Origin of the sequence: Acidovorax sp. NCPPB 3576 (assembly GCF_028473605.1) — a bacterium.
Lineage (GTDB): Bacteria > Pseudomonadota > Gammaproteobacteria > Burkholderiales > Burkholderiaceae_C > Paracidovorax.
The window spans coordinates 2,720,822-2,740,646 of the sequence record NZ_CP097267.1 but is presented as its reverse complement, the minus strand read 5'-3'; the positions used below and the strand labels follow the sequence as shown (position 1 = coordinate 2,740,646).

At 67.2% G+C, this 19,825-nt stretch carries 17 protein-coding genes; 4 read left to right on the top strand and 13 right to left on the bottom strand.

Going from position 1 to position 19,825, the window contains the following annotated elements; translation table 11 throughout:
* Positions 1-70 precede the first annotated feature (70 nt).
* Both trhO and M5C98_RS12570 read right to left on the bottom strand, forming a co-directional pair.
* Complete coding sequence (gene trhO, locus M5C98_RS24715; RefSeq protein WP_336298470.1) at positions 71-1,750, bottom strand: oxygen-dependent tRNA uridine(34) hydroxylase TrhO; 1,680 nt, start codon at positions 1,748-1,750, stop codon at positions 71-73.
* Between the two features lie 56 nt (positions 1,751-1,806).
* Positions 1,807-2,685 carry a LysR family transcriptional regulator gene (locus M5C98_RS12570; protein ID WP_272547776.1) on the bottom strand — a complete coding sequence of 293 codons (879 nt, stop codon included), beginning with the start codon at positions 2,683-2,685 and terminating at the stop codon, positions 1,807-1,809.
* A 130-nt stretch (positions 2,686-2,815) separates the two neighbouring features.
* Here M5C98_RS12570 and bla point away from each other — a divergent pair, with 130 nt between their 5' ends.
* Positions 2,816-3,742 (top strand): class A beta-lactamase, encoded by a 927-nt coding sequence (gene bla / locus M5C98_RS12565; protein ID WP_272547775.1) that lies wholly within the window; start codon positions 2,816-2,818, stop codon positions 3,740-3,742.
* Positions 3,743-3,770: 28 nt separating this feature from the next.
* Here the strand turns inward: bla and argA are convergent, their stop codons facing one another.
* From argA to M5C98_RS12550, 3 genes are all read right to left on the bottom strand, one after another.
* Positions 3,771-5,117 carry an amino-acid N-acetyltransferase gene (argA, locus tag M5C98_RS12560; protein ID WP_272547774.1) on the bottom strand — a complete coding sequence of 449 codons (1,347 nt, stop codon included), beginning with the start codon at positions 5,115-5,117 and terminating at the stop codon, positions 3,771-3,773.
* Positions 5,118-5,205: 88 nt separating this feature from the next.
* The gene (locus tag M5C98_RS12555; protein ID WP_272547773.1) at positions 5,206-6,564 is read right to left on the bottom strand and encodes an NAD(P)/FAD-dependent oxidoreductase; all 1,359 of its coding nucleotides are present in this window, start codon (positions 6,562-6,564) and stop codon (positions 5,206-5,208) included.
* 130 nt (positions 6,565-6,694) lie between these two features.
* Positions 6,695-6,937: a hypothetical protein gene (locus M5C98_RS12550; RefSeq protein ID WP_272547772.1), complete on the bottom strand. Its 243-nt coding sequence runs from the start codon at positions 6,935-6,937 to the stop codon at positions 6,695-6,697.
* Positions 6,938-7,267: 330 nt separating this feature from the next.
* Here M5C98_RS12550 and hrpA point away from each other — a divergent pair, with 330 nt between their 5' ends.
* On the top strand, positions 7,268-11,464 hold the full coding sequence (gene hrpA, locus M5C98_RS12545) for an ATP-dependent RNA helicase HrpA (protein ID WP_442867178.1): 4,197 nt from the start codon (positions 7,268-7,270) through the stop codon (positions 11,462-11,464).
* Between the two features lie 68 nt (positions 11,465-11,532).
* Here the strand turns inward: hrpA and M5C98_RS24710 are convergent, their stop codons facing one another.
* Together M5C98_RS24710 and lexA are read right to left on the bottom strand one after the other, a co-directional pair.
* Positions 11,533-12,123, bottom strand: a complete 591-nt coding sequence (locus tag M5C98_RS24710; protein ID WP_336298469.1) for a hypothetical protein — start codon at positions 12,121-12,123, stop codon at positions 11,533-11,535.
* Between the two features lie 138 nt (positions 12,124-12,261).
* The gene (gene lexA, locus M5C98_RS12535; RefSeq protein ID WP_272547771.1) at positions 12,262-12,936 is read right to left on the bottom strand and encodes a transcriptional repressor LexA; all 675 of its coding nucleotides are present in this window, start codon (positions 12,934-12,936) and stop codon (positions 12,262-12,264) included.
* Positions 12,937-13,020: 84 nt separating this feature from the next.
* Here lexA and M5C98_RS12530 point away from each other — a divergent pair, with 84 nt between their 5' ends.
* The gene (locus M5C98_RS12530; RefSeq protein ID WP_272547770.1) at positions 13,021-13,986 is read left to right on the top strand and encodes an asparaginase; all 966 of its coding nucleotides are present in this window, start codon (positions 13,021-13,023) and stop codon (positions 13,984-13,986) included.
* A gap of 89 nt (positions 13,987-14,075) precedes the next feature.
* Here the strand turns inward: M5C98_RS12530 and adk are convergent, their stop codons facing one another.
* The 6 genes from adk to M5C98_RS12500 form a co-directional block, all read right to left on the bottom strand.
* A complete protein-coding gene (adk, locus tag M5C98_RS12525; RefSeq protein ID WP_272547769.1) occupies positions 14,076-14,732 on the bottom strand; it encodes an adenylate kinase in 657 nt (218 codons plus the stop codon).
* Positions 14,733-14,872: 140 nt separating this feature from the next.
* Positions 14,873-15,670 (bottom strand): 3-deoxy-manno-octulosonate cytidylyltransferase, encoded by a 798-nt coding sequence (kdsB, locus tag M5C98_RS12520; protein ID WP_272547768.1) that lies wholly within the window; start codon positions 15,668-15,670, stop codon positions 14,873-14,875.
* Entirely contained in the window at positions 15,667-15,849 is a 183-nt protein-coding gene (locus tag M5C98_RS12515; protein ID WP_272547767.1) for a Trm112 family protein, read from the bottom strand. The genes kdsB and M5C98_RS12515 overlap by 4 nt, the downstream gene beginning before the upstream one ends.
* Positions 15,850-15,868: 19 nt before the next feature.
* Positions 15,869-16,930 carry a tetraacyldisaccharide 4'-kinase gene (gene lpxK, locus M5C98_RS12510; protein ID WP_442867177.1) on the bottom strand — a complete coding sequence of 354 codons (1,062 nt, stop codon included), beginning with the start codon at positions 16,928-16,930 and terminating at the stop codon, positions 15,869-15,871.
* Between the two features lie 5 nt (positions 16,931-16,935).
* Positions 16,936-17,361, bottom strand: coding sequence for an ExbD/TolR family protein (locus M5C98_RS12505; protein WP_272547765.1), 426 nt, complete (start codon positions 17,359-17,361; stop codon positions 16,936-16,938).
* A gap of 107 nt (positions 17,362-17,468) precedes the next feature.
* Entirely contained in the window at positions 17,469-18,098 is a 630-nt protein-coding gene (locus tag M5C98_RS12500) for a MotA/TolQ/ExbB proton channel family protein (RefSeq protein ID WP_272547764.1), read from the bottom strand.
* Between the two features lie 373 nt (positions 18,099-18,471).
* Between M5C98_RS12500 and xseA the strand changes: the two genes are divergently transcribed.
* Entirely contained in the window at positions 18,472-19,800 is a 1,329-nt protein-coding gene (gene xseA, locus M5C98_RS12495; RefSeq protein ID WP_272547763.1) for an exodeoxyribonuclease VII large subunit, read from the top strand.
* Positions 19,801-19,825: the final 25 nt, after the last annotated feature.

Genomic DNA, 19,825 nt, shown 5'->3' with positions numbered 1-19,825 from the left:
AACCCGCCTGAACCCCGAATGAAAAAGGCGCCTTGAACAGGCGCCTTTTTTCTTGGTCGTTGCAAATCCGTCAGATCGGTGCCGGCGCTGCCATGGGCTCCTGGGCAGGAAACACCGGGCCCCGGGTTCCGGGCACCCAGGGCGCCACCTTGTCCATCACCTGCGTGAACACCGTGCTGGCCTCCCACGCTGTCAGCCACTTTCGCACATGGGGCCAGGGGCCAGCCTCCCAGTCCGTGGCGTCGATGCCCGCGAATTGGCGCACGAACGGCATGATGGCCACATCGGCCAGCGTGGGCTGGGGGCCGCACAGGAAGGCGTGCTGCGCCAGCCGCGCGTCCCACCGGGCCAGGAACGCGGTGGCGGTGGCACGGGGCGTTGATGCGCTCGGCTCCATGCCGTCCTGCGCGCCGGTCTGCTGCGGATAGCGGTTCGGGTATTTGCAGCGGTCCAGGGCCTGCTTGAAGGCACCGTCGCAGTCTGCGATGAGCGCATCGGCGTCCTGGGCCGTTGCTGCATCTTCGGCCATCCAGCCCTGCGGATCGTGGCGAGAAAGCGCCCAGCGCATGATCTCCAGGCTTTGCTCCAGCACCTGGCCATCGGGCAGCACCAGCACGGGCACCGTGGCTTTGGGCGATGCGTCCCGCAACGCTTGCGGCTTGTCGCGCAGCACCACCTCGCGCAATTCACAGGCCTGCCCGCTGGCCGCGATGGCCATTCGGGCGCGCATGGCATAGGGGCAGCGGCGAAAGGAGTACAGCACTGGCAGGCCGCTCGGGGCGTCCGTGGCTTGGCCATCGGGGGCCGCGGCCGCAGGGGCTCCGCCCAGGCGCGCGCCGATGTGGTCCTGCCCGCGCTGCCGCGCCAGCACCATCTGCTGCTCGCGCTCGGCCAATGCGCGCTCCTGCTCGGGTGTGCGCGTGCCATGGCAATAGGGGCAGCTCACGCCGGGGCGGTACTGGGGCGATGCGAGTTCGGCCTCGCCCAGCGGCATGCGGCAGGACCGGCACAGCTGGTGCCGGCCCGTGGACAGGCCATGGCCGACCGACACGCGTTCGTCGAAAACGAAACAGTCACCTTGCCAGCGGCTGTCTTCGGCAGGCACGTCCTCCAGGTACTGCAGGATGCCGCCGTCCAGGTGGAACACCTCGTCGAAGCCTTGCGACTTGAGCAGGGCGGTGGACTTTTCGCACCGGATGCCGCCCGTGCAGAACATGGCCACCTTGGGCCGGTGCGCCAGCACGCCGCCCGGCGCGCGCTGCTGCTCCACCCAGGCCGGAAACTCCGTGAAGCTGCGCGTGCGCGGGTTGATCGCCCGCGCGAAGCTGCCGATGCCCACTTCATAGTCGTTGCGCACGTCGATCACCACCACCTTGGGGTCGTCGATCAAGGCATTCCATTGCGCCGGCGGCACATGCGTGCCGGCGTTGCGCGCGGGGTCCAGCCCGGTCACGCCCAGGGTCACGATCTCGCGCTTGAGCCGCACCCGCATGCGGTAGAACGGCATGCGGTCACCCAAGGCTTCCTTGTGCCGCAAGCCTGCCAAACGCGCATCGGCACGCAGCCACGCAAGCACGGTCTGCACCCCGGCGCGATCGCCCGCGATCGTGCCGTTGATGCCCTCGGGCGCCAGCAGCAGCAGGCCCCGCACGCCATGGGCTTCGCACAGGGATTGCAACGGCGACTGCAGTGCGGCGCAGTCGGGCAGATCGACGAAGTGGTACAGGGCTGCGGTGAGGATCTCGGGCATGGGGTGGCGATGATAAGCGGGGGCTTTTTGAAGAAGGTCCGGGCGCTGACGGAAGATCAGGCCGGCTCGCCCGGTGGGCTGCCGCAACCGGCGAGCAGCCAGCCGCGAAAGGCCTGCAGCGCGGCACTGGGCGGGCGGGACTTCAGTCGCGTGAGCCAGTACGCGCCCAGCGCGATGTGCGTGCCAAAGGGCTGCACGAGCCGCCCCTGTTGCAGCTCCCGTTGAAACAGCCGCACCGGCAGCAGCGCCACGCCCGCGCCTTGCGCGGCGGCCTCGGCCAAGGCCAGGGACGAATCGAACACGGTTCCGCGCACCAGCGGGCAGGGCACGCCGGCTGCGCCGAACCACGCCGCCCACTCGTCCGAGCGGTACGAGCGCAGCAGCGATTCATGCGCCAGATCGGCCGGCGCCCGCAGCCGGGGCGCGATGGAGGGCGCGCACATGGCGGACAGCGGCGCTTCCAGCAGGCGATCAGCCTCGGTGCCATGCCACGCGCCGTCCCCGAACCGGATGGCGCAGTCCAGCCCCTCGCCCGCGATGTCCACGCGGTTGTTGTGCGTGAGCAGGCGCAGGTCCACGAAGGGGCAGGCGTGCTGAAAATCGCGCAGCCGCGGCAGCAGCCACCCCACGGCGAAGGTGCCCACGGCGCCGACGGTGAGCACTTCGCGGGGACGGGTGTCGCTGAACTGCTCCAGCGCGCCGGCGATGCGGCCGAACGCATCGGCCAGCACCGGCAGCAGAGCCAGGCCTTCATCGGTCAGCGCCAGGCCGCGTGGCAGGCGGCGGAACAGCGGCTTGCCCAGGCGCTCTTCGAGGTTGCGGATGTGCTGGCTGACCGCTGTCTGGGTCACGCACAGTTCCTGGGCCGCGCGCGTGAGGTTGAGGTGCCGCGCCGACACCTCGAAGGCGCGCAGTGCATTGAGGGGCAGGTGCATGGCGTTGGAATCAAGTGGGCAGGTAAGCAAGCAGTTTTTCTTGGGGCTCGTCCCGATTATTGTCGATGGTGCTCTGGCCGACATGTCTCTATCGTTCGGGTCTTCTTGCTTCAAACGACAGGTTCATTCCATGCAAAGACGCCAGTTTTCCTTTGATCTCTTCGCCGCCGTGGCCGCCGCTTCGACGGCCGCCTTGTGGGCCGGCCCGGCCCATGCCGCCGCGCCTGCGGGCCAGAAAAACGCGCGGGAAACGGCTTGGCAAGCCGCCATGCAGCGACTCGAATCCAGTTTGGACGGGCACCCTAAAGCGCGGTTGGGCGTGGCGATGCTCGACACGGGCTCCGGGCTGTCGCTGGGCTGGCGCCAGGACGAGCGCTTTCCCATGGCCAGCACCTTCAAGCTGCTGCTGGCCGCCTGGATGCTGGAGCGGGTCGACCGGGGCCAGGAGGCGCTGGACCGCCGGGTGCATTTCGACGCGTCGGCGCTCGTGGCCTATTCGCCGGTGACTGAAAAGCGGGTGGGCGATGCCGGCATCACGGTCGGCGAGCTGTGCGAAGGCACCGTCACCCTGAGCGACAACACCGCGGCCAACCTGCTGCTGGCGCGCCACGGCGGCCCGCAGGGCTTCACCGCCTTCGTGCGCGGCCTGGGCGATACGGTGACGCGGCTGGACCGCACCGAGCCCACGTTGAACGAGGCCATCGCGGGCGATCCTCGCGACACCACCACGCCGCAGGCCATGCTGCAGTCGCTGCGCAAGGTGGCCCTGGGCGATGCGCTGAGCCCGGCCTCGCGCGCCCAGCTGGTCGAATGGATCGTGGCCAACAAGACCGGCGACAAGCGGCTGCGGGCCGGCGTGCCGGGCTGGCGGGTGGGCGACAAGACGGGCACGGGCGCCCAGGGTTCGTCCAACGACATCGGCGTGCTGTGGCCGCCTGGCGGCGGCGCGCCCATCGTGGTCACCTGCTACATGACCCAGACCACGGCCACGCCGGAAAAGCGCGAGGCCACCATTGCCGAGGTGGCGCGCCAGGTGGCCCGGTCGGTCGCTGCCTGAGCGGCGCGGCCGCAGGCCGGGCCGGCGCCTATAGTTTCTTGACCAGCACCTGGCTGCGGCGGTCCCAGTTGTACTTGCGCTTGCGGGCCTCGGGCAGCCATTCGGGGTCCACGGGCTGGAAGCCGCGCTTGATGAACCAGTGCATGGTGCGCGTCGTCAGCACGAACAGGCTGGTCAGCCCCATGCCCCGCGCCCGCTGCTCGATGCGCTTGAGCAGCTTTTCGCCATCGCCCGTGCCCTGGCTGTGCGGCGACACGGTCACGGCCGCCATCTCGGCCGTGCTGCCTTCGGGGTAGGGGTAGAGCGCGGCGCAGCCGAAGATCACGCCGTCGTGCTCGATGATGGTGTAGTTGGCGATGTCGCGTTCGATCTCGGTGCGGTCGCGCTTGACGAGCGTGCCGTCCTTCTCGAACGGCTCGATCAGTTGCAGGATGCCGCCCACATCGTCCGGCGTGGCCTCGCGCAGTTCTTCCAGCTTTTCATCGACCACCATGGTGCCGATGCCGTCGTGCACGTAGATCTCCAGCAGCAAAGCGCCATCGACTGCGAAGGGAATGATGTGGCTGCGTTCCACACCGTTCTGGCAGGCCTTCACGCAGTGCTGCAGATAGAACGCGGTGTCGGTCGGCCGCTGGCTGGGCGGTACGCTGGCCAGCATCTTCCGGGCCTGCGCTAGCGGCAGTTCGGTGTCGATGGGGTTGTCGTCGCTCTCGGGCTCGTCGGGGTTCATGAGAATGCCGGACACCTCGCACACGAAGACCAGCTTGTCGGCCTTGAGGGCGATCGCCACCGAGGTCGCGACTTCTTCCATCGTCAGGTTGAACGCCTCGCCGGTGGGCGAGAAGCCGAACGGCGACAGCAGCACCAGCGCATCCATGTCGAGCGAGCGCCGGATGCCCGCCACATCCACCTTGCGCACCAGGCCGGAGTGCTGAAAATCCACCCCGTCCACGATGCCCACGGGCCGCGCCGTCAGAAAGTTGCCGGAGATCACCCGAACCGTGGAACCTGCCATGGGCGTGTTGGGCAGGCCCTGGCTGAACGCCGCCTCGATCTCGTAGCGCAACTGTCCTGCGGCTTCCTGCGCGCAATCGAGCGCCACCGAATCGGTGACGCGGATGCCGTGCGAATACTTCTCGGCATGCCCCTTGGCCGCCAACTGCTCGTTCACCTGCGGGCGAAAGCCATGTACCAGCACGATCTTCACGCCCATCGCCTGGATCATGGCGAGGTCCTGCGCGATGGCCTGGAGCTTGCCAGCCGCGATGGCTTCGCCCGTGAGCCCGATCACGAAGGTCTGGTGGCGGAACTTGTGGATGTATGGCGCAACCGAGCGGAACCAGGGGACGAAGGTGAAGTTGAAGACGGCGGACATGGCGAAAGGGTGAAGAGAGCGGGGGCTGCAACCTGCGGGGCGGCGCAGTTTGCGTGGGGAGGGCGGGGCGTTTTCCGTTGCGGGCGAATTATCGTCGCCATCGCTGAGGACGGAACGGCGCCAGGTCGATCTCCGGAGGCTGCCCATCGATGCACTGCGCCACCACCCGTCCCGTGCGGGCCGAAGCACCCAGGCCCACATGGCCGTGGCCGTAGGCGTGGACGACGTCCGCGCAGGCGCTGGCAGGGCCGATGCAGGGCAGTCCGTCGCTGGTGCTCGGACGCCGGCCCATCCAGAAGCGGGCGCCGTCCTCCAGCGCGGCGCGGGGCAGCGACGGGTACAGATCGAACAGGTGCCCGAGCAGGATGCGGGCGCGGCGCCAGTCGGGTGCGGCGTGCAGCCCGGCGATCTCCACCTGGCCCGCCACCCGCAGGCCGTGCGCCATCTGATGCACGATGAGCTTGCGGTCCATCACCATCGTGGAGGTGCGGGGGCCGGCGGGCACGGGCTCCCCGGCCCGGGCCTGCACGTCCAGCATCGCGTGGTATCCGCGCTCGGTGTCCAGCCACACGCGGTCTCCGGCGGCGCGGGCCAGCGGCCGCGAATAGGCACCCGCGGCGATGACCGCGCCCTGGCAGGGCAGGTCGCCCTGGTCGGTCCTCACGGCGTGCAGGCGGCCCGCCTCGATGCGCAGCCCGGTGGCCTGGCCCGTGACCCAGCGCGCACCGAGGGATTGCGCATGCTCCACCAGCGCCGCGAGGTAGGCACCGGGATTGGCGCAGTGGCCGGCTTCCGCCACGCGCACGCCGAAGCCGTAGGCCGGGGCCAGGTCCGGCTCCTGCGCGCGCAGGCTGGCGCCTACCACGGTCTCGAACGCGATGCCTTCCTCGCCGCGAAGTCGCCAGCCCAGCGCATCCGCCTCGAAGTCCGCCCGCGAGCGGTAGGCGTGCAGCAGTCCGCGCTGGGCCACCAGATGCGGGACGCCGGCTTCGCTGGCCAGTCGGGCATGCAGCGCCGGCGCATCGCGCAGCAACTGGCGCAGGGCATGCGCAGTGCGGGCCACGTGCGCGGGCGTGCGGCCCGAGCGCAAGAAGCGCCACAGCCACGGCAGGGCGCGGGGCAGGTAGCCCCAGCGCACGGTGAGCGGGCCTTGCGGGTCCAGCAGGTAGCCGGGCACCTGCTTCCACATGCCGGGCCCTGCGGGCGGAAGAATGGAATGGGAAGACAGCCAGCCCGCATTGCCGTAGCTGGTGGCTTCTTCGCCGGCTGGGGCATGGGGGTTGAGCAGCGTGACCTGGCGGCCGGAGCGCAGCATCTCGATGGCGCACACCGTGCCCACGATGCCGGCCCCGATCACCACGACGTGCCGGCGCCGGTCGGCGGGACCGGCCGGCGCGGTCGTGGCGTGTTCGTCAGGGACGTAGGCGGGAGTGGCAGTGGCGGGCATCGGTGCGGCTGCATGGCAGCGAGGGGAGAAGAGGGTGGGCGGATGGCCGGCCCCGGCCGCGCCATTTTTCCATGAAAGAGATCCTTCCCACTGCGCCCTGCGGCCCTGGTGCCCGGTACGCACCGGCGAATCAGCCATCCGCGCCGCGGCGCAGGGCGCGCTGCAACGCCATGCGGTCGGCGCGGCGCTGGGCACCCTGGCTGCGGATGTGCTTGCCTGCGGCGGCGCTGGTGCCGCGCGCCGCCAGCGCGCGGGCCACGGGGTTGCGCGGCGGTGCGCTGGCTTCGAGGTGCAGCACCATCGGCTGTTTCATGCGGCGCAAGGCCTTGACCCGGCCTTGCTGGAAGGCGCGGGAACGTTTCTGAGCACTCATGTGCGATTCCTGAAAAGCAAAAAGCCCCGGCTGAGCAAGCCAGGGCTTTCCTGCGGCGCCCCCCATTCGCATGGTCGGGGGTGCGCAGCCACCTTGGCTGAACGGTGTGTGAGCGACACGGTTCAGCCGGGGCGAGGAACCGTGTTCAGTGGGAGGTGTTGAACGAATGGGTCATGGAAAACAGCTCCTGAAAGGGGCGCCGCAAGGGTGCTCGTTGCGGCGCTGGTGAAGCGAGGGCGCGATTATCAAATCGGCTTGGCGCGCGTGGCAAGGTGCGGCGCGGCCCTTGTTGTGCACGGCCAACGGCGGGCTCGGATAATGCAGCCCTTCATGACCGAATCCGCGCCTTCCTCTTCTTCTCCTTCTTCGTCCACTGCCGCCGCACCCGGCGCGCCGCTGCGCATCACCTTCCCGCCACTGCTGCCTGTCTCCGCGCGGCGCGAGGAAATCATGGCGGCGATGCGGGAGCATCAGGTCATCATCGTGTGCGGCGAGACCGGCTCGGGCAAGACCACGCAACTGCCCAAGATCGCGCTGGCCCTGGGGCGCGGCAAATGCAACGCCGCGCCGGGACAGAAAGGCCAACTCATCGGCCACACGCAGCCGCGCCGCATCGCCGCCAGCAGCGTGGCCAAGCGCATCGCCGAAGAGCTGCAGACGCCGCTGGGCGATGTGGTGGGCTACAAGGTGCGGTTCCAGGACCGGCTGTCGCGCGACGCCTCGGTCAAGCTCATGACGGACGGCATCTTGCTGGCCGAGACCCAGACCGACCCGCTGCTCAAGGCCTACGACACGATCATCATCGACGAGGCGCACGAGCGCAGCCTGAACATCGACTTCCTGCTGGGCTACCTGCGGCAGATCCTGCCGCGCCGGCCCGACCTGAAGGTGGTCGTCACCTCGGCCACCATCGATGCCGACCGCTTTGCCAAGCACTTCGCGTTGCCGCGGCGCCTGACCGGCCGCTCCAGGCCCGGCGAGGGGCCGCAGGGCGATGCGGCGCACGCAGCCGGGCCGCAGGGCGCGGAGCTGATTCCCGCGCCCATCATCTACGTGTCGGGCCGGACCTTTCCGGTCGAGCAGCGCTGGCGCCCGTTCGAAGAGTCGCGCGACTACGGCTTGAACGAAGCCATCGCCGACGGCGTGGACGAGCTGTGGGCCGGCAACGCAGGCGGCGACATCCTCGTCTTCCTGCCCGGCGAGCGCGAGATCCGCGAGGCGGCCGACCACCTGCGCAAGCACCTGGCGCACCAGCCGGTGATGCGCAATGCCGAGGTGCTGCCCCTGTTCGCGCGGCTGTCTCAGGCCGAGCAGGACCGCATCTTCGACGGCCACACGGGCCGGCGCATCGTGCTGGCCACCAACGTGGCCGAGACCTCGCTCACCGTGCCCGGTGTCCGGTATGTGATCGACGCAGGCACCGCGCGCGTCAAGCGCTACAGTTTCCGCAGCAAGGTGGAGCAGCTGATGGTCGAGCCCGTCAGCCAGGCCGCCGCCAACCAGCGCGCGGGCCGCTGCGGGCGCGTGGCCAACGGCATCTGCATCCGGCTCTACGACGAGGCCGACTTCAACGGCCGGCCCCGGTTCACCGATCCGGAGATCCTGCGGTCCTCTCTGGCCGGCGTCATCCTGCGCATGAAGTCGCTGCACCTGGGCGACGTGGCGCAGTTCCCGTTCATCGAGGCGCCTTCGGGCCGCGCGATCGCCGACGGCTACCAGTTGCTGGGCGAGCTGGGCGCGGTGGACGAATCCAACGAACTCACGCCGATGGGCCAGGAGCTGTCGCGCCTGCCGCTCGACCCGCGGGTGGGCCGCATGATCCTGGAGGCGCGCGAGCGCCAGGCGCTGGACGAGGTGCTCATCATCGCCAGCGCCCTGAGCGTGCAGGACGTGCGCGATCGCCCCATGGACGCGCAGCAGCAGGCCGACCAGGCGCACGCCAAGTTCGACGACGAAAAGAGCGAGTTCAGCGGCTACCTCAAGCTGTGGAAATGGATCAACGAAGCGCGCGGTGGCGCGCCCACCCTGCCGTCGGCGCGCATGCAAAAGCAGGTGGCACGCAAGGGCGCGCCCTCGCAGGCCGTGCTGCCCGTGGCGCAGCGCATGGCCGCGGCGGCCGTGGCGCCGCCTGCGGCCACCGAGGCCGCAGCGGCCGCGCCCAGCCACAAGCTCAGCAACCGCCAGTACGAATCGCTGCTGCGCCAGAACTTCATCAGCGTGCGCCGTCTGCGCGAGTGGCGCGACATCCACACGCAACTGCTGACCGTGGTGACCGAACACCGCTGGCGCATCAACGACCGCCCTGCCAGCTACGAGCAGATCCACCTGTCCATGCTGGCCGGGCTGCTGGGCAACATCGGCGTCAAGAGCGACGAGGAAGACTGGTATCTGGGCGCACGCGGCATCAAGTTCTACAAGCACCCGGGCGCGCACTTGGCCAAGAAGCCCGGCCGCTGGATCGTCGCGGCCGAGTTGGTGGAGACCACGCGGCTGTTCGGCCGGGGCATCGCGGCCATCGAGCCGCAGTGGATCGAGCAACTGGGCGGGCACCTGCTCAAGAAGCAGCTGCTCGACCCGCATTGGGAAAAGAAGGCGGCCGAGGTCAACGCGCTCGAGCGCGCCACGCTCTACGGCATCGTCATCTACAACAACCGGCGGGTGAACTTCGGCAAGGTGGACCCGTACGCGGCGCGGGACATCTTCATCCGCGAGGCGCTGATCGGCGGGCAGTGGGAAACCCGGCTGCCCTTCCTGGCCGCCAACCACAAGCTCATCGCCAAGGTCGAAGAGCTCGAACACAAGTCGCGCCGCCAGGACGTGCTGGTGGACGACGAGCTGATCTACGCCTTCTACGACCAGCAGTTGCCGGCCGACGTGTGCAGCGGACACAGCTTCGAGGCATGGTATCGCGAGGCAAGCGCGTCGAATCCCGACCTGCTCAAGCTGACGCGCGAAGAACTCATGCGCCACGAGGCGGCGGGCATCACGGGCAGTGCCTTTCCGCGCACGGTGCGGCTGGGCGGCGTGGATTGCGCGGCGAGCTACCTGCACGAACCCGGTGACGCACGCGATGGCATCACCGTCACCGTGCCGCTGTTCGTGCTCAACCAGGTGAGCGACGAGCGCTGCGAGTGGCTGGTGCCCGGCATGCTGCAGCCCAAGATCCAGGCCCTGCTCAAGAGCCTGCCGCAGCGCCCCCGCAGCCGGTTCGTGCCGCTGCCTGACAGCGCGGCGCGGCTGGCCGGGCTGCTCGGCACGCCCGAACGCTTCGGCCACGGCAGCCTGGTCGAGGTGCTGCTCAAGCAGGTGCGCGATGAGACCTCGCTCGACGTCAAGCGGGCCGATTTCAAGCTCGACATGCTGAGCCCGCACCTGTTCATGAACTTCCGCGTGGTGGACGAACACGGGCGCCAGCTCGGCCATGGGCGCAACCTGGGCGCCCTCAAGGCCGAATGGGGAGCCAAGGCACGTGGCGCCTTCCAGGCCCTGGCAGGACTCAAGCTGGGTGGCGATGGCAAAGGATTAGAAGAAAAACAGGCTCCAGCGCATATAGTACTAGGGCAGGGTGCTATCAAAAATGAAGCATTTCCATCGCCATCGGGACGCCATGGTTCTGCAACGGGGCCGGCATCGGCCGCATCCGCGCCCTCGGCCGCTTCGGCCGGGCAGGCACCAGCGGGCCAGCGCCACACCGCCTGGACCTTTGGCGAGCTGCCCGAGCTCATGGAGATCCGCAAAAGTGGTCAGACGCTGATCGGCTTTCCCGCGCTCATCGACGGTGGCGATGCCGTCACCATCGAGGTCTTCGATGAGCCCGAGCTGGCTGCCGCCAAGCACCGTGCGGGCCTGCGCCGCCTGTTCGCGCTGCAGATCAAGGACGCGCTCAAATACCTGGAAAAGAACATTCCCGATCTGCAGAAGATGGCCGTGGCCTACATGCCGCTGGGCACGCAGGAAGAGCTGCGCAGCCAGATCATCGACGTGGCGCTGGACCGGGCTTTCCTGCTGGAGCCGCTGCCCACTGACGAGGCTGCGTTCAAGCGCCGGGTGGACGAGGGGCGCGGCCGGCTTACCCTGATCGCCAACGAGGTCGCAAGGCTGGCGGGCACCATCTTGCTGGAGTACGCCGCCGCAGCCCGCAAGATCAAGGACACGAAGAACGCACCCGAAGCCGTGCAGGACGCACAGCAGCAACTGCAGCGCCTCATGCCCAAACAGTTCCTGGCCGCGGCACCGTGGACGCAGCTGGCGCACTTTGCCCGCTACCTCAAGGCGATCACGCTGCGCCTGGACAAATACCGCGCCGACCCTGCGCGCGACGCTACCAAGCTGGCCGAACTGCGCCCGCAGGAGCAGCGCTACTGGCGCCTGGTGGCCGAACGCAAGGGCGCGGTCGATGCGCGCATGCAGGAACTGCGCTGGCTGCTGGAAGAGCTGCGGGTCAGCTTTTTTGCCCAGGAGTTGCGGACTCCGCAGCCGGTGAGCGTCAAGCGGCTAGACAAGCTCTGGGGGCAACTGAACAGCTAAAGCATGGCGAGGCAAGCTTGGGCTGAGGGAGGGCGGGGCCACGGTTGGCAGCAGGGCGGTCCTGTTCTTCAATGCGGCGTCTGCATGGCCGCCTCGGCACGCACCAGGCGGTCCAGCTCGGCACAAACATCCGCCATCCGACCGGAGATCATCACGCGCGCCGCCGCGCCGGGGCCGCGGCGATCCAGCACCCGCAATGGGCGTCCATCGGGCCGTGGACGGCTGAGGCCTGCGAATGCCGCGCCGTCATTGGCACTGGTGCTGGACCATTCGCGAATGGGTGCCTGACTTGGCAGGTCGCGCCGCTCCAATCGCTCCTTCCGGTGACGAACCACCGCGAGGCGCCGGGGCGCCTGGGCGAGCGCAGTCGCACCCGGCATGTGATCCGCCCAACCCTCCGAAGCGGCGCACGGCAGCGTGTCCGACCCGTTCCGCAAAGCCGAAGGCGGTTGGAGCGTGCCACTGGAATCCGGGCCGATGGCCACAGTGCTGGCGGCGGCCACAGCGGCCTTCACCTCCACGACACGGCTTGGCCGGCTTGATGCGGCCCTCTGTTGTTGGCCTGGGCTGAGAGGGCGACAGGCGGGCGCTCGCAACCACCGCGCCAGTGCATTCAGCGGTTGAGAAAAGGAAGAAAAGGCGAGCAGGGCAAATCCCATGTGAAAACTCCAGCGAGGTGCAAGGGGGTTGAACACAGGCAGGATTGCCAAAGAAAACACACTGCCGCAGGGTTGGCTGGCCAGGACTGCATGCCCCTGACCGCCAGACGCCCGCCACCTGCGGCGGTGTGCGACGGGCTACATCAGCATGGTGTTGCGGATGAGGCCCACGGCCAGACCTTCGATCTCGAAAGGCTCGCCTGGGTGCACCGTGATGACCGGGTAGTCGGGGTTTTCCGGCAGCAACTCAATGGCGGTGGCCGTGCGGCGAAGGCGTTTGACGGTGACGTCGTCGCCCAGCCGGGCCACGATGATCTGGCCGTTGCGCGCTTCGCGGGTCGATTGCACGGCCAGCAGATCGCCGTCCATGATGCCCGCATCGCGCATGGACATGCCACGCACCTTGAGCAGGTAATCCGGCTTGTGTTGGAACAGGCTGTCCTCCACGCTGTAGGTTTGATCAACATGTTCCTGCGCGAGAATGGGCGACCCTGCGGCCACCCGCCCCACCAGCGGAAGCGACAGTTGCGACAGGCCGGGGATGGGGAGGTTGAACTGGGTGCCGCGGGCGGCATTGATGGAACGCACGGCATCGCCGCGAAGCCGGATGCCCCGCGAAGTGCCGCTGACCAGTTCGATCACGCCCTTGCGGGCCAGCGCTTGCAGGTGTTCCTCAGCCGCATTGGCGGACTTGAAGCCGAATTCGGCGGCGATTTCCGCCCGGGTGGGAGGCGCTCCAGTGCGGGAGATGGCGGTCTGGATCAGATCGAGGATCTGCTGCTGGCGGGCGGTGAGCTTGGGACTGTCGAACATGTGTGACTCCGGTGCTGAACGGAAAGGCAGAGAGAGGCCTGTTTATTAATCCAGTCACTGTATTTTTAACCAGTTTTTGGGAGCGTGCAAGTGGGCACAGGAAAAATCGTGGTGCTTGGCACCGGCGGAACGATCGCAGGCACCGCAACGGAGGCGGGGGACAACATCGGCTACACCGCAGGCCAGGTGGGAATCGGCCAACTGTTGGAGGCGATTCCCGGGTTGGAGCAGGCAGCCGGCGGCCGGATCGAAGCCGAGCAGATCGCGCAGATCGACAGCAAGGACATGGAATTTGCCGTATGGCGGCAACTGTCCCATCGGTGCGCGCAACTTTTGGCCGACCCTGACGTGCGGGGCGTGGTCGTTACGCACGGCACGGATACGCTGGAGGAGACGGCTTGGTTCCTGGATTCGGTCCTGGCTGCCGACCGTCCGGTGGTGCTGGCCTGCGCCATGCGGCCGGCCTCCGCCATGGTGCCTGACGGGCCGCAGAATCTGCTCGACGCGGTTGTCCTGGCCGCGACGCCCGGGGCACGGGGCGTGATGACCGTCGTGGCAGGCACGATCCACACGGCGCGGCATGTTCAGAAAGTGCATCCTTACAAGGTGGATGCCTTCAGTTCAGGAGAAGCAGGCCCGCTGGGCTGGGTGGAGGAGGGGACTGTCCGCCTGGCCAGTGGCTGGCCGGCCCCGTCGGTGCCAAAGCCAGGCGCCCTTCGGCACGTCGCCGACACCTTCGTCTGGCCCCGGGTCGAGGTGCTCACGAGCCATGTCGGCGCGGATGGCCGCATCGTCGATTTGATGGTGCGGGAAGGCGTGGATGGCATCGTGGTGGCGGCGACGGGCAATGGCACGCTGCACCATGCCCTCGGAAGTGCGCTGGAGCGCGCCCATGCGAGCGGAGTGGAAGTGCGCGTGGCCACCCGTTGCGCGCTGGGACGGGTGCTGCCAAAACCGGGAGACACGTTGCCTCACTCGGAGGGCCTGAGCCCGGTGAAGGCCCGAATCACTCTGCTGCTCGAACTGCTGGCGCGCGCTCGCCAGCGATGAAAAGACAACGCCCCGCTGACGGGCGGGGCGTTTCGGGCACGGCGGCGGCGGTGCCGTGCGGGTCGTCAGGCGGAAATCCGCTGGCCCGATCAGCTGGCCAAAGCGGCCAGCGCGCGCTGGGTGATTTCCTCCACGCTGCCGGTGCCGCTGATGGCGCGGTACTTGGGAGCTCCCGCAGGATCGGCCTTCGCCCAGCTGGAGTAGTAATCCACCAGAGGACGGGTCTGTGCGCTGTACACATCGAGGCGCTTCTTGACGGTGGCCTCTTTGTCGTCTTCGCGCTGAATGAGGTCTTCGCCGGTCATGTCGTCCTTGCCTTCCACCTTGGGAGGATTGAACTTGACGTGGTAGGTGCGGCCGCTGGCGGGGTGGGAACGGCGGCCGCTCATGCGTTCGATGATGGCATCGAAGGGTACGTCGATCTCCAGCACATAGTCGAGCTTGACGCCTGCCGCTTTCATCGCATCGGCCTGCGGAATCGTGCGGGGGAAGCCATCGAACAGGAAGCCGGATGCGCAATCGGGCTGGGCGATGCGCTCTTTCACGAGATGGATGATGAGGTCATCGCTGACCAGCGCGCCCGCATCCATGACGGCCTTGGCCTGCTGACCCAGCGGCGTGCCCGCCTTGACGGCCGCACGCAGCATGTCACCGGTGGAGATTTGCGGAATACCGTATTTCTGGCAGATGAATGCGGCCTGCGTGCCCTTTCCGGCGCCGGGTGCGCCCAAAAGAATCAGTCTCATGGATATCCTCTAAGTGTTGAATTCGGCTGGCGCCACTGGCCACGGGCTTGCCTCCGGCCCGGGATGCGGCACTCTGATCGCGGGCAAGGATAGCACGCGTGTCCGCGCGCTTTCCTGACACGGTGGGGACTCTGAAATCCCTACGAAAACAGTGTGCGAACGCGTTCCAGATCCATCGGTGTATCTACGCCGGGGCCGGGTGCGGAGGCCGTGACGTGGACCGCAATGCGGTGGCCATGCCACAGGGCTCGCAGTTGCTCCAGCGCCTCGACGGCTTCCGTCGGTGCGGGGGCTAGGGCCGGAAATTGGCGAAGGAACGAGGCGCGGTAGCTGTAGATGCCGATATGGCGCAGCGGCGAGTAGCCTGTTGGCACGCCCGGCGAGGCGCCATCGGTGCCGTTCGCCCACCAGGCAGTGCCGGCATGGTCGCGTGCATGCGGGATGGGTGCCCGGCTGAAGTAATGCGCCAGTCCGCGGGCATCGAGCACGACCTTCACGACATTGGGGTTGGCATAGTCGGCCAAAGCCTCGATGGCGTGGGCCGCGGTTCCCATGCTGGCCTCCGTGCGGGCCGGCAGCAGCTCGGCGACGGCTTTAATCAGCGCAGGGTCGATCAGCGGTTCGTCGCCTTGCACGTTCACCACGATGTCATCGCCTGCCAAACCGAGCTGCTCGCAGGCTTCCGCCAGGCGGTCGCTACCGCTGGGATGGTCGGATCGCGTGAGCAAGGCGTCGATGCCATGGGCCTGGCATGCCGCGAGGATGCGGGCGTCGTCCGCGGCCACCACCACGCGGTGGGCCCGGCTTTGCGCCGCGCGCTGCGCCACGCGCACCACCATGGGCAGCCCGGCGATGTCGGCCAGCGGCTTGTCGGGCAGCCGCGTGGAGGCCAGCCGCGCAGGGATCAGGACAGTGAATGGCGTGGCGGGGGAGGTCACGCCTCCAGCTCCTCGTCCGTCAGGGTACGCGCTTCATTTTCGAGCAGGACAGGAATGCCGTCGCGCACCGGGTAGGCCAGCCGGGCGCTGCGCGACACAAGCTCCTGCCGTTCCCTGTTGAAGGTAAGCGAGCCCTTGGTGACGGGGCAGACCAGCAGTTCGAGCAGTTTGGGGTCCATGGCGGTTATGGCTTCAATGTCAGTCGGAGGGCGATGATAGCGAGCGATGCGTGGCAGACCGCAGCCGGTCGTCCAGCAGGGAGAAAAAAGCACTGTCGATTTCCAGCTGCAAAGGCACTGCCAGCGCTTGCGGGTGGGACTGCCACAGTTTGGTGGCGTCTTTTTCGGTGCAAATGAGTGGCATGCCGTGGATTTCATTGCGCTGCCAGCTATCAAAATCATAGTGATCCGGAAAGGCGCTGGTGTGCTGCAGCGTGAGCCCTTTCGCGCGCAGCATCGCGAAAAATTCCTGCGGCCTGGCGATGGCGGCCACGGCGTGCAAGGGGTGGTGGCGCAATTGCGCAAGGGGCATGGTGCTGCCGTCCGCGCGAATGGCATCAGCAGCGAGGGAGCGAGTCAGCGCAAATGCGTGTGCCGTGCCTCCAGGCACCTGGCCGGCGTAAAGCGCGCAATCGACCGGACGCGGCCAAGGTTCCCGCAGCGGACCGGCAGGCAATAGAAATCCGTTGCCCACGCCATCGTCGTTGAATACGCAGACCTCGATGTCGCGGGCCAGGGCCAGATGTTGCAGCCCGTCGTCGCAGACGATCACATCGGTGCGGGAATGCCGCGCAAGCAATGCGCGCGCCGCCTGCGTTCTTTGCCGCGCCACGAACACGGGGACGCCGGTGCTGCGCGCGATCAACGCCGGTTCGTCGCCCACTTCGGCCGCGCTGCTGTCCGCATGCACCTCGCGGCAGTCGTCGGTGGAACGCCCATAGCCACGCGACACCACCCCAGGCCGCCACCCCTGCGCCACCAGGTGCCGCACGATGGCCTGTGTGACCGGGGTTTTGCCGGCCCCTCCGGCGATCACGTTGCCCACCACGATCACCGGCACCGCCATGCGCTCGGATCGAAGGACGCCTGCCCGGTAAAGCAATTTCCGCGCGGCGACCGCTGCACGGTAGAGGCACGACAGCGGCCAGAGCATCCACGCCAGCGGCCCACGGCGCTTCCAGGCCGCATGGAGTGTGGAAGCGGTTGAACTTATGGCAGTTTGAGTGTGTGAAGAGGGCGGCTGCGGCCCGGCGGCAGCCATCGCGGCTATTTGCCGGCGCTGGCCGTCGATTGGGTGGCGAAGGTGATCTGCGACAGGCCCACGCGGCGTGCGGCTTCCATCACCGTCACCACTGCCTGGTGCGGAGAATTGGCGTCGGCACTGATGATGACGACGCTGTCCTTGCCGGCACTGGCTGCAGCCGCCAATGCTTGCGCCACCACTTCCACGCTCTTGCCCTCCACTGCCGATTTATTGACCGCATAGCGGCCATCCGCGGCGACCGCCACGATCACTTCCTTGGGATGGTCGCGCTGCTGCTCGGCATCGGCCACTGGCAGCGTCAATTGCAGTTCGGTGAACTTGCTGTAGGTGGTGGACAGCATCAGGAAGATGAGCACCACAAGCAGCACGTCGATGAAAGGAATCAGGTTGATTTCCGGCGCTTCGGTGGGGCGGGATCGAAAGTTCATGTCCGTTCAGCCGATCAATGTTTTTGGCGTGCGCCGAATCCGCCCGTCCGCCTGATCGCGCGCTGACGGCGATGCGAAGGGACTTTTGCGGACAGGGTGTGCACCATTTATTTTCGCAGCCGGCTGATATGCCGTACGAATTGCTCGGAAGCCAATTCGAGGGTCAGCAGGTAAGCATCCACGCGGCTGCGGAAATAGCGCCAGAAGATCAGTGCAGGAATGGCCACGATCAGGCCGAACGCCGTGTTGTAGAGCGCAATCGAAATACCCTGCGCCAATTGGGCCGGGTTGCCCCCGCCGGACTGGCCGGCGCCCGCCTGGGAGCCGAAGATCTCGATCATGCCGATCACCGTGCCCAGCAAGCCCAGCAGCGGGGCAGCTGACGCGATGGTGGCAAGCGCACTGAGGTATTTTTCGAGGCGATGGGCAACGGCCCTGCCGGAGCTTTCCATGGCAGCCCGCACGTCGGCCTCGGTGCTTTGCGGATTGCTGTTGAGCGTGCGCAGCCCGCTGGCCAGAACCTCCCCTAGAGCGGAATTCTGTGCCAGTTGATTCACCACATCGGGCGTGGGAACGGAGCGGGAGGACACGGTGATGGCTTCGTCCAGCAGCTTGGGAGGGGCAACGCGCGCGGTTTTGAGGGCGATGAAACGCTCCACAACCAGTGCCAGCGCCAGGACGGAGCAGGCTATCAAAGGCCAGATCGGCCAGCCTGCGGCTTGTATGATCAATAGCAATTCTCTCTCCGCGCAGATGGAAGCAATCCGCGATTATGGCCCAGTTGGCGTTATGGTCCGCGCTGTAAAACGACCGAACGTTTCGACCATCCTCGACCTTCCGACCGTGCGCCGCCACCCACATTTTCTGTGGATAACTTTGTGGGCAACTGGGTTGCGAGGGCCCGCCAAGCGGCACCAGTCCGTGAATTTGACAGATTGATGAAAAATAAAGCACGAAAAAATCCTTTTAAATCAATGGTTTGCACGTATTTGCTAGCGATGCGCGGTGATTTGGCTGGTGGTGCTGGGCAAATGAGGCATACCCGGGCTCTGTGGACTAGTGCGACGTTGCCATGGCCTGCAAGCCCTTGCCGTATCGGCGTCTGACACCATGAACCTCGCAACGGCGCCACGTATCTGGCAGGTTGGGGCGCTGTGCCGCGCCATTGCTGACACCCTGGAGTCCCGATTCAATCCCGTGGCCGTGCAAGGCGAGATCACGGGCTTTTCGCGCGCATCCAGTGGGCATTGCTATTTCACGGTCAAGGACGGCCAGGGCCAGATCCGGTGTGCGATGTTCCGGCGCGCGGCTTTGTTGCTGGACTTTTCTCCACGGGATGGGGAACTGGTCGAGTTGCGCGGCCGCCTGGGGGTGTACGAGGCACGGGGCGATCTGCAACTCATCGTCGAAAGCATGCAGCGGGCAGGCCAGGGCGCCTTGTTCGAGCAGTTCCTGCGGCTGAAGTCGCAACTGGAGGCCGAGGGGCTTTTCGACAGCGCGCGAAAACGGCCCCTGCCGTTGATGCCGCGCGGCATCGGGCTGGTCACGTCCCCGGGCGCCGCGGCGCTGCATGACGTCGTGACCGCGCTGCGCCGTCGCGTTCCGCACATTCCGGTGACGCTGGTGCCGGCATTGGTGCAGGGTGCCCACGCACCAGCCTCGATGCGGGCTGCGTTGTCCAAGCTCTACGCCCTGGCGGAGGGCGTGGACGGGGCGAATGGATCGAAAGACCCTGTTTCAAAGCAGTCCCCGTGTCCCATCGACGTCATCCTTCTGGTGCGGGGAGGTGGGTCCATGGAGGATCTGTGGGCTTTCAATGATGAGCAATTGGCGCGCACCATCGTCCAAAGCCCGGTACCTGTCATTTGCGGTGTCGGCCATGAAACCGACTTCACCATTGCCGATTTTTGCGCAGACCTGCGGGCACCGACGCCAACGGCTGCCGCTGAACTCGTCTCCCAGCCGCGTGCCGTGTGGCTGGGTGCCATCGACCTTTTGGCCGATCGCTTGTCGGACAGCGTTCAGACGCAATTCGACGTGCGGCATCAGCGGCTCGACTTGGTGGCCCAGCGCCTCGGCCGGCCTTCCGGTCTGGTGGTGCGGCAGCAGACGCGCCTGGCACGGCTTGCGGAGCGTATGCGCCACAGTGTGCTATTAAAAATGCAGCGCTTGACGCAACAACAGAAAGCGCTGGAGGCAGAAATGCGGCAGACGCTGCAAAGGCGGGCAGCCCGCCAGTCCGAACAACTGGAGCGTGCCGCCCTGCGCCTTCAATTGCTGGACCCCCACTTGGTCCTGCAGCGTGGCTATGCGTTGCTCACCGATGCGCAAGGCCAGCCGGTCACGAAGGTCGCCCAGGTACGCCCTGGCGACGCCGTCCGGGCTGCGGTGACCGACGGCGAAATCGATCTGCAGGTATCGCAGCGCCGGCTGCTGTGAGATCCGCACGCTTTTTCTGCCATTG

What these genes read in the sequence shown, in the direction of transcription:
- trhO (WP_336298470.1), bottom strand. Translation starts at nt 1,750, where the DNA reads ATGCCCGAGATCCTCACCGCAGCCCTGTACCACTTCGTCGATCTGCCC.
- M5C98_RS12570 (WP_272547776.1), bottom strand. Translation starts at nt 2,685, where the DNA reads ATGCACCTGCCCCTCAATGCACTGCGCGCCTTCGAGGTGTCGGCGCGG.
- bla (WP_272547775.1), top strand. Translation starts at nt 2,816, where the DNA reads ATGCAAAGACGCCAGTTTTCCTTTGATCTCTTCGCCGCCGTGGCCGCC.
- argA (WP_272547774.1), bottom strand. Translation starts at nt 5,117, where the DNA reads ATGTCCGCCGTCTTCAACTTCACCTTCGTCCCCTGGTTCCGCTCGGTT.
- M5C98_RS12555 (WP_272547773.1), bottom strand. Translation starts at nt 6,564, where the DNA reads ATGCCCGCCACTGCCACTCCCGCCTACGTCCCTGACGAACACGCCACG.
- M5C98_RS12550 (WP_272547772.1), bottom strand. Translation starts at nt 6,937, where the DNA reads ATGAGTGCTCAGAAACGTTCCCGCGCCTTCCAGCAAGGCCGGGTCAAG.
- hrpA (WP_442867178.1), top strand. Translation starts at nt 7,268, where the DNA reads ATGACCGAATCCGCGCCTTCCTCTTCTTCTCCTTCTTCGTCCACTGCC.
- M5C98_RS24710 (WP_336298469.1), bottom strand. Translation starts at nt 12,123, where the DNA reads ATGGGATTTGCCCTGCTCGCCTTTTCTTCCTTTTCTCAACCGCTGAAT.
- lexA (WP_272547771.1), bottom strand. Translation starts at nt 12,936, where the DNA reads ATGTTCGACAGTCCCAAGCTCACCGCCCGCCAGCAGCAGATCCTCGAT.
- adk (WP_272547769.1), bottom strand. Translation starts at nt 14,732, where the DNA reads ATGAGACTGATTCTTTTGGGCGCACCCGGCGCCGGAAAGGGCACGCAG.
- M5C98_RS12515 (WP_272547767.1), bottom strand. Translation starts at nt 15,849, where the DNA reads ATGGACCCCAAACTGCTCGAACTGCTGGTCTGCCCCGTCACCAAGGGC.
- lpxK (WP_442867177.1), bottom strand. Translation starts at nt 16,930, where the DNA reads ATGGCTGCCGCCGGGCCGCAGCCGCCCTCTTCACACACTCAAACTGCC.
- M5C98_RS12505 (WP_272547765.1), bottom strand. Translation starts at nt 17,361, where the DNA reads ATGAACTTTCGATCCCGCCCCACCGAAGCGCCGGAAATCAACCTGATT.
- xseA (WP_272547763.1), top strand. Translation starts at nt 18,472, where the DNA reads ATGAACCTCGCAACGGCGCCACGTATCTGGCAGGTTGGGGCGCTGTGC.